Raw genomic sequence first — 14,462 nt, forward strand, 5'->3', positions numbered from 1 at the left:
TTTATATGTTCCGCTTCCTTGCACGTACCGACTTCACTCCGGAAGCGCGGCGGGATGCGTCCCGCTTCCCGGGGCGCCCGCGGCGGCGCCGGCCCTTTGGGTCGTTCCGCGCGGCATAAGCGTGACGTCGCACTCGTACGTTTCGTTGTCGATCGTCACGCCTTCGATCTTCTTGATCAGCAGCCGCGTCGCGAGCGCACCCAGCTCGTAGATCGGCTGTGCCACCGTCGTTATTTCCGGCTCGGTCACCACGGTCAGGTCGATGCCGTCAAAGCCGACCAGCGCAAGCTGACCGGGTACCGATATGCCCATTTGCTGCATCTTCTTCAGCGCTCCGAGCGCCATCAAGTCGTTGCCGGCGAAAATGCCGTCGATGTCCGGATGTCGCGCCAGCAGACGCTCGGCCGCTTCCATTCCTCCGCGTATGCTGAAGTTGCCCGGCTCCAGCAGCGTCGGGGAATACCACGGAAACTGACGGACCGCTTCCTCATATCCGACAAGACGTTCCTTGGCCGTAGCCGTCTCCTGCGGACCGTACAGATGGCCGATCTTCCTGCAGCCGATATCGTGCAAGTGCCGGACGGCCATCTTCGCCCCTTCGTTGTTCTTCGAGCGGACGACGAGGCAAGGAACGTTCGCGGGCGCCCGGTCCAGCACGACGAGCGGGATGCCGGATTTGTTCAGCTCGACGACGTCGGCGGTGCGCAGCGTATGGCTGGCGAACAAAATGCCGTCCACATAGCGGCTTTTCAAAATTTGAATATACTTTTGCTCTTTGTCCGTATCGTTGTCGGAATTGCACAGCACGACGGTGTAGCCGTACGTTTGCGCGACATCCTCCACCGCCCTCCCGAGCTCGGCGAAAAAAGGGTTGGCGATGTCGGGAAGAATGAGCGCAAGCGTCTCCGTCTTCCTGCTCGCCAGCCCTTTGGCCATCGCATTCGGCTCGTAGTGCAGCATCCGGATCGCCTGCTGCACCTTTTCCTTCGTCTCCTGATTGACGTAGCCGGTCTTGTTCAGTACCCGGGACACCGTCGCTACGGATACGCCAGCCAGCTTAGCCACATCCCTGATCGTTGCCATATATCTCCTTGATTTTGCGATAACGAGTACCGCTTTAATCGATATGGTATCGGTTACATATGCTCTACATTATAGGGAATGCTGCTAGGAATGTCAATTCGTACGGCTGCCGCAGCCTTGTTTTCATTTGCCGCCGAAATGCGCGATCGCCATCCTGATGAACGCTTGGGTCGCATGTCCGAGAAATCGGTCGGAATGATACAGGATCCCCATATTTCGATATGGAGCACCCCCATTGATTTTAATACATCGCAGCCCCGGATCATCCATCGATTGGATTAGAGGCAAAGGCTGGACCGTCGCCCCGATGTTCGATTTCACGAGCTGGAGCAGCGATGTAGCCGTACTCGTCTCCATGATCGTCCGAAGGGTGAAGCCGTGAGGACGGCAGCAATCGTCTACCAGCTCCCTTCCGATATATCCTTCGGGAAACATGACCGTATCGATGTGCCGCAATTCTTGAAGATCGATCGCAGCACGGTCGGCCATCGGGTGTTTCTCGGAAACGACAAGAACGTATTCTTCCCGACCGAGCGGGATTTGGATTAGCCGATCATCGGGAAGCGGTAAAAGCCCGATGCCTATATCTACCTCATTCGCAAGCACTTGATTCGTTATTTCGATCGACGATATGATTTTCAGCTTGATTCTCGGATATTCCGTATGATAGTCGATTAAAAGCTTGGAGATCCGGTAGTCCAAATCCGACGGCAAAGCCCCGACCGTAACGGTACCTCGCTGGTAGCTGCGAAGCTCGTTGATCGAGTCTTTCGCATTCCGCATATCGCGGACAATTTTGGCGCCGTGATCCCGCAGCAGCTCGCCCGCCTCGGTCAAGACGATTTTTTTGCCGATACGGTCGAATAAAATAACACCGAGTTCTTCCTCGAGCGCCCGGATTTGCAGGCTGAGCGTGGGCTGGGCAATGCCGAGCTTCTCCGCGGCTTTCGTAACGTGCATCAGGTCGCAAACCATCATGAAATATTCCAGCTGTCGAATTTCGATAATAGTCCTCCTCCTTATTCATTTATAATTACAATCATCATAATAGTTTTCATTATATTGATCAATGATGTAATCCGCACTACACTTACAACATGACGACATACAAGGGAAAAAGGAGGTTACCGTCCATGCGCAACGTTTATTTGGTTCTGGCGCTCTTTCTCGCTTCATTAAATTTACGCCCGGCTATTACCTCCATTTCTCCGCTGCTCGAGACAATCAAGGACAGTCTTGGCATGAGCGGCGTCACCGCCAGCTTGCTCACTTCGATTCCGGTGCTGTGTATGGGGCTGTTCGCGCCTACCGCTATGAAATGGAACAAGCTGTGGGGGATCGAGCGGACGATAACATTTGCTCTTGTGCTCATCGGGGCGGCGACGGCGATACGGCTTTTTGCGGTCTCCTCCGCGCTGCTGCTCTTCAGCGCCTTTGCCGCCGGAGTCGGAATTGCCGTGGCGGGCCCGCTCCTGTCCGGTTTCATCAAGAAGCATTTCGCCGCCAACGCTTCTTCTCTCGTCGGTATTTACTCTATGGCTCTCGTCGTCGGCGCCGCGGTCAGCGCCGGGCTGTCCGTCCCCTTGCAGAACGCGCTCGGCGGCTCGTGGCAAGCTTCGATTGCGGCTTGGTCAGGGCTTGCGATCGCGGCCCTTCCGCTATGGATCTTGTTCTCCCGGAAAATAAAGCACATACGGCCTATCGCGCGGACACCCGCATCCGGGAACGGACGACTGCCGCTCCGCAACAAACGTTCTTGGCTGCTCACGTGCTACTTCGGCCTGATGGCTTTCGAGTTTTACTCCATTACGGCTTGGCTGGCGCCTGCCGTAGAAAGCTTGGGATACGACAAGAGCTTCGCCGGGGGAATGTTGACCTTATTCACCTTTATCCAAATCCCGGTCAGTCTGCTGATCCCATTCCTGATCTCCCGTTATCCGAAACGGCTCGCTTGGCTGCTCGGATCGGCATCTCTGGAGCTGTGCGGACTCCTCCTTCTTGTTGTTTCCGGCAGCCCATGGCTGATCGCGATCCTGCTCGGCATCGGCGCCGGCGGCTTATTCCCGATCGCGCTCATGCTGCCGATCGACGAAACCTCGAATGCCGAAGCCGCGAGCGCTTGGTCGGCCATGGTCCAATCGGGAGGCTATGTGATCGGATCGCTCGGACCGTTCTTCGTCGGTTGGATGCACGACGTGTCCGGCGGCTTCACGACCGCTTTCGTCGGACTCGCCGCAGTGGCGGTTACGATGATGATTGCCCAGCTCTTGATCGGCAACAAGAAGGAGCTGTCGGCCTCGAACAGACATGCCGCTTAACAACGAACAACCGCCTGATACGTCCGTTAGTACGGCAAATATCAGGCGGTTAGTTATACGGCTTAGAAATGACTTGATAACCTATCTCACAAATAGGATATAATCGAGAACAACAGGTTCAATGCCGCTAGCCCGAAGCCGCGAGTTGATCTGTCCTCGGTGATACTGGCCGTGCAAGGCTACATGGGTTAAAATATCCCGCACGGAATTGGAGAACTCCTGTCCTTTGCTATTCTTATAGGATAACCATTGATCCGGATCCGTATTTGCCAAACCCTTTAAAAGCGTTGTAAACCCTTCTTCATTTTGTTCAACGAGCTCCGCACAAACTTCCAGATCGGCGTCCGACCAGATGGGCAAGCTTGAACTGTCCTTTCCTTGCAGTCTTGTTAACCAAACCTTTTCCGCGCACAGGATATGGGTAAATAAGCGGCACACTTCTTGATTGTCCTCTTCCATCCGCTGCAACGCTTCAAGAATGCGGCGATTAGCCCAATATAAATGCTCATACATCTTTTGGATCGTTTTCAATGAGAATCCCCCTCGTTTATGAATCGGATTGCAGCATAACTTTCGGATAAAAACGAGACATTCTCGTTTATTATACCGAGAACATTCTCGTTTTTTAAACAAAAAAGCAAAAAGAGCCGCCGCTTACGCGGACGACTCTCCCCATGTTAAGGCACCTCGACTACATACGAAACGGTGAACACTTTACCGCCCCGTTGAAATTGTCCCCAAATTTTATATTTGCCTTTATTCGGAAATTGGGTGGCAAACTTGGCTTCAGGCCCTTTTGCTTTCTCGTCAATCGGATGCACATGAAGGTACTCCTCGGTATTCTCGCTTAATATGACCACATGTCCGACCGCTCCCAAATAAGGCTCCAAGTCGGTAATAGGCTGTTTGGTGGCAGCATCGGCTAGCACGAAGTCGAGTTCGAATGGTTTGCCTGCCGTAGGGTGATCGTTCTTAAGCGTCACTTCCACTCCGTCCGCGACTTTCGAATGCCCCTTATCGGGTGTGATCGGTACCGGCTGCGCGGCTGTGCCTTTCACCTGCAGCCACTCGGTCTGGGTGGCGGAACTGCCGCCGGTCGGTTTGTAATCGGCAATCAGTTTATACTCGCCGCCGGACGGGAATGTGGTAGTGATCGTGAACTCGCCGCCGCCCTTATATTCCGGATGGATGTGGTCGAAATAGGACAAGTCCTTGCTGACGACGATCAAGTGAAGCAGCTTCTCATGATTGATGTCGAGTTTATCGACCGGTTTGCCTTGCTCGTTCTGAATCCGAATCCGGATCGTCGTTTCTTTGCCTGCTTCCGCGTTCTCCAACGACCACACGGCCTTCGTGGTCACTTCGGTCGTGACGTTTCCGTGGCTGTGGCCGTCGTCTCCATGAGCCCCGCCGTTCGGCTCGCCCGCTTGGGCCGGCGTGTTGTGAGCGCCGCCTTCGCCATGCGAATCGCCTTGATTCTCCGGCGACTTAGGAGCACCGCCGTGCGCCGCGCCTTGATTGGCCGCCGAATCGTGCGAAGGCTGCGGTGCGTTCACTTGTCTACCGAAGCCGTAACCTGCGGCGAATGCCGCCAGTACAAGCAAGGCTATGATACCAAGCCGTTTCAATTCCTTCATTCTGTCTCTGTCATTTCGCATCGCGTTCTGAAGCCGAAGCGCATTGAGTACGACCGAAACCGAGCTGAGCGCCATTGCCGCTCCCGCAAGCCACGGCTCGAGGTAACCGAAGGCTGCGATAGGTATTCCGATCACATTGTAAGCCAAAGCCCAGAACAAATTTTGCTTGATGTTGGCCATCGTTTTTTTGCTCATCGAGATCGCATCGGGAATACTGTTCAAATCCCCCCGCATCAAGGTGACGTCCGCAGCTTCCATCGCAACGTCGGTCCCCGTTCCGATCGCCATGCCGATATCGGCCGTGGCCAGCGCAGGGGCATCGTTGATGCCGTCTCCGACCATCGCCACCTTTTTCCCCGACTGCTGCAGCTTCTTAACTTCGCTTGCTTTGCCGTCCGGAAGCACTTCGGCCAGCACGTTGTCGATCCCCACTTGCCCTGCGATCGCCTTGGCTGTACGCTCGTTGTCGCCCGTTATCATCACGACTTCAAGGCCAAGCTGCTTCATGCGGGCAACCGCTTGCTGCGACGTTTCCTTTATCGTATCGGCCACGGCCACCATTCCCGCGAACTGACCATCCACTGCGACGAGCATGGCAGTTTTGCCTTCGGACTCCAGCTTACTCATTTCGTCAAATGCTTTATCGGCTTTTATGCTGTACTCCGCCATCAGCTTGCGGGTTCCGATCATGATGCCTTTCCCTTCGACGACAGCCATAATGCCGAATCCCGGGATTGCTTGAAACGTGTCGGTAGGCGGCAGCGCAATCCCTCTGTCCCGAATACCGGTCACGATCGCTTCCGCCAGCGGATGCTCGGAGTTTTTCTCGGCGGCGCCGATCCATGACAACAGCTGCGTCTCTTCAAACCCTTCTTCGACCCGGACATCCGTCAACTCCGGTTTGCCTTTCGTTACGGTACCGGTCTTGTCCAATACCATCGTCGTAATGCGATGGGTATTTTCCAAATGCTCTCCGCCTTTGAACAAGATGCCCAGTTCCGCCGCCCGTCCGGAGCCCGCCATAATCGAAGTGGGCGTCGCCAGTCCCAAAGCGCAAGGACAGGCAATTACGAGCACCGCGATCGCTTTCTCCAAGGCCGAAGCAAAGTCGCCCTGCTCTACGCCGAAATACCAGAGCAAGAAGGTAATGACGGCGATGCCGATGACGATCGGTACGAATATCCCGGATATGACATCTGCAATCCGCTGGATCGGCGCCTTGGAGCCTTGCGCTTCTTCCACGACCTTAATGATTTGAGCGAGCGCGGTTTCTTTCCCGACTTTGGTCGCTTTGACCTTCAAGACGCCGTTTTTGTTCAGCGTCGCACCGATTACGGGTTCGCCGGAACGTTTTTCGACCGGGATGCTTTCTCCCGTCAGCATCGATTCATCGACCGCCGATACGCCGTCCGCGACAATACCGTCTACAGGCACTTTTTCTCCAGGCTTCACAATGAAAATGTCCCCGACGACAACGTCTTCGACCGGCACATTCAATTCCTCGCCATTGCGAATAACGGTCGCCGTTTTGGCCTGCAGCCCCATGAGCGACTTGATCGCTTCCGAAGAACGGCCTTTGGCCAATGCCTCGAACAGCTTCCCGAGCAAAATCAAGGTGATCAGTACGGCGCTTGTCTCAAAATAAAGGTCCACCCCGTGCTGTCCATCATTGTTAAGGGAATCAATCGTCAGGTAGAGGCTGTAAAAGTACGCCGCCGATGTGCCGAGAGCGACTAGTACATCCATATTGGCGCTGCCGTTCCGGAGTGCTTTGTACGCTCCGACGTAAAACCTGCTGCCGATAATAAACTGAACCGGAGTCGCCAAGGCGAGCTGGAACCAAGGATTCATGAAGATTTCCGGAGACCAGATCCACGAAGTGAAGGAGAAGTGTCCTACCATCGCCCATAGGAGAGGCAGGGACAGAATCGCCGATGCGATCAGCTTCCATTGCTGACGGCGTATTTCTTTTTGCCTGTGGTCCCCTTCGCTCACGGCTTCCGCCTTAAGCTTCGCTTTATACCCGATCTGCTCTACCTTCTTGATCATGTCGGCCGGTGTGACCATGGAAGGATTGTACTCGACATGAGCCGTTTCCAAGGCGAGATTGACCGTCGCTTTGACGCCCTCCAGCTTATTGAGTCCTTTCTCGATCCGGGTCGCGCACGCCGCACAAGTCATTCCGACGATATCGAAATCGACGGCCTCCTTGACCGTTCCATATCCCAAATCTTTGATCTTCCGCTCCAAGTCGGACATCTCGATCTTTGCCGGATCGAACTGAACGGAAGCTTGCTCCAAAGCAAAGTTTACGTTTGCTCCCGACACGCCGTCGAGCTTGTTCAATCCTTTTTCTATCCGGGTGGCGCATGCCGCACAGGTCATCCCTGTAATTTGAAGCGTAGCTTGCTGGTCATGATTCGTCGCCTGAGATTCGTTCATTTCGATCACCTTTTTCGAACTGTTTTTGTCTACCTCAATATACTATACCCCTATATGGTATGTCAACACCTTGATCGTGTGACAATGAACTAATTAATATACCGTAAAGGTTTGCCCGGTTTGAATACCTTCCACACTTTTCCGGAAAGCTTGCGCTACCCTGCCTGCGGGTACAGGCTCGAAACCGGGAAAATACGGACCATACTTACCGATGGACTCCTCCAATATATTGGGGCTTACATTGTTTATGCGTATGCCCCGCGGCATTTCGAAGGCCGCCGACTTTACAAAAGCTTTTATCGCACCGCCGGCCATGGCCGATGACACTCCGCCCGCGATCGGATCATCCATGATGATTCCCGTCGTCAACGTAAAGCTGCCTTGATCGTTTACATGATCCAGACCTAGCAGGACAAGATTGATTTGTCCTTTCAATTTACTTTCGATCGAAATCTCGTTAAGCTCCGGAGTCAGCTTCAGGAGCGGGCCGAAGTATGTGTTTCCCGTCGTGCTGATCACCGCATCCACTGTGCCGACGGTTCGATACATCGATGCAATGCTTTCGGTTGATGTAATATCGACCGAGACATCCGCTCCGTTCCGCCCCGCCGAAATAATCTCATGACGCGGTGCCAATTCATTGCGAACTGCGTTTCCGATCGTACCCGTTGCTCCTATGATAAGCACTCTCATTGTAAAATCCTCCTGTAGCTTTTCTATGTTTTATGTACAAGTCAAACGGATTAAATAACTTTTGCCGGCTTCTTTCTTACGAAGAGTAGGAGCAGTAAAATGCTGAGCGCGGAGCCTATTGCACTGACCGCGAAGAGCGGTACGAATCCATTGTCGTACATCGAAAGGAACAACCCTGCTACAGTCGGTCCCATCGCGGATCCGAGGGAACGGAATAAGCTGATATACCCCACCGCGGTTCCCGTTTCTTTATGATCGACGGCTTGCAAGATAAGTACATTCAGCGGAGCGCCGATAATAATGCCGATGCCGAAGCCCATCACGGTAACGACCGAATAAAACAAGGCCAACGTACCGACCCCCGAGGCCATCATCGCGCCGGCAACAAGTGTAATGGCGAAGCCGAGCAGCAAAGTTCGTTTAGCGCCGGTTTTGTCCGCCAAGTAACCGCCGATTAGAGAAGCAGCAACCGATGCGATGGCCAGCGGAGTCACACTCATGCCCGCAGCTCCTTTATCCATGCCAAGGACGGTTTCGGAAAAGTAAGGGATCAAATTGGTCGAAGAGGCCATAACGAATCCGGAAATCAAGGAAGATGCCAATAACGTTAACGTTCCCGATTTCGTGAAATAACGCAGATTCAAGACCGGATCCCGAGTTCGGCGCTCGACCATAACCAACACCGGGATCAATACAAGGCCAATGCCGACGAACATCATGTTCGCACTAGTAATCCCCAGCATCATGGATAAAATCAGTACCGTTAGAAGAAAAATACCAATGAAATCAATCGGCTTATTGACGATCGGCTGCTCTTGACGAACGCCCGATATCAACAGCAAGATGGCGATGGAGACGGGAACATTGATCAGGAAAATCCACTGCCATGCGAACCTTTCAAGGATGAGACCGCCTATAACGGGGCCAAGAACTGTGCCTAATCCGAAAACCATACCGATCAATCCGAGCATCCTGCCTCTTCTTTCCGGAGGATACGACACTGCGATTTGCGCCCCGGTAATCGGGAAGATACCCCCCGTACCTATCGCCTGAACGGCTCGGCCGACCAAGAACATCGCGAAGTTTGGTGCTGCGGCCGCGATGATGGAACCGACCGCGAACATAGAAATTCCGAATATAAAGGTTTGTTTCCGTCCGAAACGATCCGACAATTTGCCGAGCACCGGAATGCTGACGGCAAACAAAAGAGTATAAGCCGTAAAACTCCATACTCCCCAGCTTGACCTCAGATTGAACTCGGCCATGATGGAGCTTAAAGCGGGTCCTACGATACCATGATCCAAAGCGCCCATTAAAATACCAAGCAGGAATGTGAACACCGTAGCTCCTTTGGATAATCCTTTAACAGGTTTTACAGCAGTGGACGATTGCATTACCATGATGATTTGCTCCTTCGCGATTCGCTTATATCGATTTTTACAATACCCCCCTACCCCATATCAATGGAGAGATTCAAATTTCCCTTCCATAGGGTGTAGGTTTTACGACAAAACCTAGTATATATGAACGAACGTTCTTTTTGAAATAGTTAACGTTCGTTAATAATATTCGTAGATTTAAAACACATAGAAAAATGCCCGGCCAATTCGACCGGACAGCTTCTCGATTACGGCTTTTCCTGCTGGATGGCTTTGTCGGTTTCTTCTGCGGCCATCCGCAGCGCGGTGTTGATATCCGTCACTTTTCCGGTAATCAGCGATTCCATCGCGGACACAAATTTCGACATGGCAATGGCGTTGTAGAGGGTCATATGGCTGGGGGCGGCGTATTTCTCCGGCGTTTTGGCATTCATGATGTTGGATTGTTTCAAGTATGGCACATCCTCGTACAACACCTTCTTTAGTTCTGCCGTGGGCTTCAACGCACTGATGTCGCCCTTCTTGGCTCTCTCCAAGGCGAAATCCGTCGATGTGGTCAAATAAGCGATGGCCTGAAATGCGTCGTCCTTATACTTGCTCGTATTCGAGACCAGAAAATATTCGGGAAGAACCTGCGTCCCGACGCCGGGCAGTTGAGTGAACTCCGGTAATCGCACGATCCCCCAATTGTAGTCGACTTTGTCCGCGGGAATCCATCCACCGGCGTACATGGCCGCGGTATGGTCTTTAATAAATGCATTTAATTGCGCAGACTGACTCACACGACCGGCATCCAGTTGATTACCCGGAATTTGATAGACTCCCTTTCTCCTCTGCTCGCCGTCTTTGCAAAATAGAGTCAAAAATTTAAAAACAGGTAATATAACAAATAATAATATATGTAAAATAACCTATTATGTTATCAATGTTGTTTTTTGAATGCAACAACAAAACGTACAGCAAGTAAGGCAAAAGGAAAACACCCTGCAAGTTGGCACAACTACAGGGTGTTTCGATTGCTATTTGCCTCGTTATGGATGAACACTCGGCGTCAATAATATTTTGGCAACCTTGCCCGGGCCGGCGATCAATTGCTCGAAGCAGACTCCGCCTTCCGCGAGCGGGGCCTGGACAGTCCACGGCAGCAGACGGACCCGGCCTTCCCCGATCCAGCGCAGCGCGGTACTGAAATCTTGCTCCGAATAGGCGAACGCACCCAGAGTGGCCACCTCATTTCGGATCATCTCGTTGATCGGCAGCTTGCTTTCCGCTTCATGCAAGCCGGTAAATAAGACCCGGCCGCCGGCGCGAACCGCCTGAACGCAGCGGAGGCGGGTCACTTCCGCCCCCACCGCATCGATCGCCGCGTCATATTCGCCGGCGGCATATGGCGCGGACTCCAAGTCTGTCACAACAAGGCCGCCCAATTCCGCGGCAATCGCGAGCCGGGCTTCGTTCAAGTCGATTACGACCGCATCCCGAACTCCGTAAGCCTGGGCGGCCTGCAGTGCGAACAGTCCAATCGGACCGGCTCCATATATGACCAGCCGGTCCGTAGGCGCGAGCGCCAGCAATCGGCATATGTGGACGGCGCATGCGAACGGCTCGGCGAACGCTCCTTCCTCGAAGGAGATGCGGTCGTCCAGCTTGGCGACGTTGCATTCCGGCACGGCGACGTATTCGGCGAAAGCACCGGGACGATGAGCGCCGAGCAGCTGTCTTTCCCTGCACAGCTGCGAACGGCCGGTACGGCAATACGTACAGGCTCCGCATGTCACCAGCGGATTGGCCGTCACCCGGTCACCCGGCCGATACCGCCCGGCCCGGCTGCCGGTCCGTTCGATCACACCGGAAAATTCATGACCCATCACGAGCGGAGGCTTGCGCAGCGAATTGTGTCCGGTGTACCCGCTCAATTCCGATCCGCATATTCCCGCAACAACGACCCGAATCAACACTTCATCGTCCCGCAGGACGGGTACCGGCACCTCCCTCATCATCATCGTGCGGGGACCTTCGTAGACCAGCGCTTGCATCGTCCCTTCTTCCAGCGTGCTATCTTTCATACGCGTTACTCCTCCCATAAAAACGTTTTACCCCTGATCACTCCATAATGTACATTTGAACCTAATTTGACGGGCGAGCAGCCCGTTTGGTGGATATTAGGTACATTTGTACACTATTTACCTCGCCCCCCTGCCACTTTCGGCAGTTTTATCGGAATTTCTTAGCGATAATGTACATTTGAACCTTATTCGATGGGTGAGCGGCCAATTTGGCGGATATAAGGTACATTTGAGCACTAATTATCTCGCTACCCTGCCACTGCCGGCAGTTTTATCGGAATTTCGGTGCGACGATGTACATTTGAACCTTATTCGACGGGCGAACGGTCCGTTAGACGATATACGATACACTCTAACGCACCTTCCCTCTGGCGGCCACCGGCCATATCGCCTCCACGCAATCGCCCCTGACGGCGGCCACCTCATCGACCATATTGACGTCCCCGCAGCAGTGAACGGGGACAATCTCCAGCGTATCGCCTACCCGCAAGCTTTGTTCCTCCGGCGCCAATCGCAGCATTCCGTGCTCTTCCGTAAACCATTCCACGGATATTCCGGGGTGCCCGACCACCCACCCCCGGCCCGTACCGAGCGAAGAAGGATTGCCGTCCATCGTAAACACCTTCGTTCCCGCATCGATGACCGCCCGATCGGTAGACGGTCTGCTGACGACCGTCACTTTCACGGTCAGCGCGCATTGCTCCAGCCGATGGGCGCCGATATCCACCTGCATCAAATCGCCGAACACGTAAGCGCCGGGCCTAATTTCCGTCACCCCGACGCCTTCTGCGGCATAGCGGCTGCTCGGCGTCGATCCGACGCTGACGGTGTGCGCCGGAATTCCATTGTTCCGAAGCAGCCGTGCCGCTTCGGCCGCCATTCCCGCCTCGTGCGCGGCGATCTCGCGCAGCCGCACTTCATCCGGCGCATCGTACGCTTGCCCGGCGAAAGCGAGAATGCCTGTCATCCGCAAGCCGGTTAGACCGACGAGCCGCCGGGCCAGATGCAGCAGCGGTTCCCCCGGCTGCAGTCCGACACGGCCGAAGCCGCAATCCAGCTCGATCAGCACATCGACGCTAGCTCCGGCCGCGGTCATCGCCTCTGCCAGCGGGATTGCGGCTTCCTCGCTGTCCACGGCAACCGTGATGCGCGACTTTTGCGCCAAGCGGGCCAATCTCGCCAGCTTCGCCTCCCCGACGACCGGATACGCGACCATAATATCCGGGATTCCGGCGTCGGCCATCACCTCGGCTTCGCCGACTTTGGCAACGGTAACGCCGACGGCCCCGGCGGCTATTTGCATGCGGGCCAACTGCGGTATTTTATGCGTCTTGGCGTGCGGTCTCAGCTTGACCCCGCAGCGGTCCGCCACGGCCTGATAGGCGGCGATGTTTTGTTCCGTTTTGTCCAGATCGACCAGCACGAATGGGGTGTCCAATTGTCCTTTATCCATCGCTCGTACCGGATTTCATGATCTGTCCGTAGCCGAGCAATACTTCGCGGACTCTGTCGCTGTCGGCGGTCAGCAGAGGACTCCGCGTTTCCGCGCTCGAAAACACGCCGAGATGGTGAAACAACGCTTTCGTCGTCGGAATTTCGTCTCCCGGGCCGAACATGCTTATAAAAGGAAGCAGCTTCTCGCTATACAGCCGAAAACTCAGCTCCGCCTTCCCTTCACGGAAGGCGCGCCAGCAATCCCGGAACGCCTCCGGGTGAATGATCGGGGCAATGATCATACTGCCGTCCACTCCCGCCACAAAAGAGCGGTAGCAAATAATATCGTCGCCTCCGAACACGACCAGTCCGGTTTTGCTTTTCAGCACTCTGATTTTGGCGAAGCTGTGGTCCGTCATCTTGATCGCCTTGATGCCCGGCACGGCTTTGGCCAAGGTCAGCAGGTCTTCCGCCGTAAATCGGGTGCCGGTAGTGACCGGGTTGTCGTAAAACACGATGTCCAGTCCGGTCCCCTCGGCGACTTTACCGATATAGTCGATCACCATATCCAGCGAATTCGGGAAATAGTACGGACTCGGGACAAGCGCGGCCTTCACCCCGTGCTCCGCGGCGGAACGACCGATCTTGATCGCCTCCTCCAGACAGGTGTGGCCCAAGCCGACTACGATATGCTTCTCCGCGGGCAGCCGAGCGGCGATATAACGGACGATTTCTTTCCTTTCCGCGGACGTCAGGGCCGGCGCCTCGCCGGTGCTGCCGCATACGACATACCCTTCCAAATAATCGGCCGTTCTTTCAAAAAGCCGGTCGAAGCCCGCGTATTCGATTTTCCCTTGCAGAAATGGGGTCGGAATGACCGGGATATTGCCTTGCATCACCATAGGTATCCGTTCTCCTCTCGGTTTTTCGCGCTTCATCGGATCAGCGGATGGCTGCGGCTTTTCCTGTCTCGATCGCTTCCAGAACCCGACGAAGACGTGTTTGCCGCCTTCCAGCGCCCGGATAAACGACTCCGCGTGCAAGTGGTCCGGCGTATGAACGGAAATCATGTCCACATCGCCGCATTCGCATATCGACAAGTCGTTGAACCGGTGTTTCACGCCCCACCGCTCCGCGGAAGCCGTCAACCGCTCCTCGGAAACGTCACAGACCGCCGTAAGCTCCACCTTGGGATGTTCCGAGTACAATTTCAAAAAAGATTGCGCTTGCCGCCCTGCTCCGATTACTCCAACCCTGATTTTCTGCTCCATGTACTCCATGACCTCCTGATCGATTCATTCGGCAATAATTGTACTCCTCACCCCTTTTTCGTTATACCGAAAATAAATTTGGTATCACGAAACAAACACACTATATCATCCCGTCTTCGATTCGGTCAATGTTTCTTTA

Annotated in this window: 10 protein-coding genes and 1 pseudogene; 1 reads left to right on the forward strand and 10 read right to left on the reverse strand. The window is 54.3% G+C overall.

Translation table 11 applies throughout. The features are described from left to right. Positions 1–33: 33 nt before the first annotated feature. Both FE783_RS15845 and FE783_RS15850 read right to left on the reverse strand, forming a co-directional pair. A complete protein-coding gene (locus tag FE783_RS15845; protein ID WP_138880351.1) occupies positions 34–1,083 on the reverse strand; it encodes a LacI family DNA-binding transcriptional regulator in 1,050 nt (349 codons plus the stop codon). 123 nt (positions 1,084–1,206) lie between these two features. After that, positions 1,207–2,106: a LysR family transcriptional regulator gene (locus tag FE783_RS15850; protein WP_338015863.1), complete on the reverse strand. Its 900-nt coding sequence runs from the start codon at positions 2,104–2,106 to the stop codon at positions 1,207–1,209. 110 nt (positions 2,107–2,216) lie between these two features. Here FE783_RS15850 and FE783_RS15855 point away from each other — a divergent pair, with 110 nt between their 5' ends. Beyond that, entirely contained in the window at positions 2,217–3,401 is a 1,185-nt protein-coding gene (locus tag FE783_RS15855) for an MFS transporter (RefSeq protein ID WP_138880353.1), read from the forward strand. Positions 3,402–3,482: 81 nt separating this feature from the next. On the opposite strand, the gene FE783_RS15860 is transcribed toward FE783_RS15855, so the two are convergent. The 8 genes and pseudogenes from FE783_RS15860 to FE783_RS15895 all read right to left on the reverse strand — a co-directional run bounded on the left by FE783_RS15860 (position 3,483) and on the right by FE783_RS15895 (position 14,323). Further along, entirely contained in the window at positions 3,483–3,932 is a 450-nt protein-coding gene (locus tag FE783_RS15860) for a DinB family protein (RefSeq protein ID WP_138880354.1), read from the reverse strand. Positions 3,933–5,065: 1,133 nt separating this feature from the next. Continuing rightward, a pseudogene (locus tag FE783_RS15865) lies at positions 5,066–7,480 on the reverse strand (heavy metal translocating P-type ATPase); the annotation flags it as partial. A 93-nt stretch (positions 7,481–7,573) separates the two neighbouring features. Beyond that, complete coding sequence (locus FE783_RS15870; protein WP_138880356.1) at positions 7,574–8,173, reverse strand: short chain dehydrogenase; 600 nt, start codon at positions 8,171–8,173, stop codon at positions 7,574–7,576. 50 nt (positions 8,174–8,223) lie between these two features. Further along, complete coding sequence (locus tag FE783_RS15875; RefSeq protein ID WP_138880357.1) at positions 8,224–9,573, reverse strand: MFS transporter; 1,350 nt, start codon at positions 9,571–9,573, stop codon at positions 8,224–8,226. Positions 9,574–9,800: 227 nt separating this feature from the next. Further along, positions 9,801–10,334 carry a type 2 periplasmic-binding domain-containing protein gene (locus FE783_RS15880; protein WP_138880358.1) on the reverse strand — a complete coding sequence of 178 codons (534 nt, stop codon included), beginning with the start codon at positions 10,332–10,334 and terminating at the stop codon, positions 9,801–9,803. 249 nt (positions 10,335–10,583) lie between these two features. Next, positions 10,584–11,618, reverse strand: coding sequence for a zinc-dependent alcohol dehydrogenase (locus tag FE783_RS15885; protein WP_238403097.1), 1,035 nt, complete (start codon positions 11,616–11,618; stop codon positions 10,584–10,586). 352 nt (positions 11,619–11,970) lie between these two features. Continuing rightward, a complete protein-coding gene (locus tag FE783_RS15890) occupies positions 11,971–13,071 on the reverse strand; it encodes an alanine racemase (protein ID WP_138880359.1) in 1,101 nt (366 codons plus the stop codon). Beyond that, positions 13,064–14,323 (reverse strand): dihydrodipicolinate synthase family protein, encoded by a 1,260-nt coding sequence (locus tag FE783_RS15895; RefSeq protein ID WP_158301832.1) that lies wholly within the window; start codon positions 14,321–14,323, stop codon positions 13,064–13,066. The genes FE783_RS15890 and FE783_RS15895 overlap by 8 nt, the downstream gene beginning before the upstream one ends. Positions 14,324–14,462: the final 139 nt, after the last annotated feature.

The sequence above is a fragment of the Paenibacillus mesophilus genome, from assembly GCF_005938385.1.
In the GTDB taxonomy this organism is placed as follows: domain Bacteria; phylum Bacillota; class Bacilli; order Paenibacillales; family NBRC-103111; genus Paenibacillus_AB; species Paenibacillus_AB mesophilus.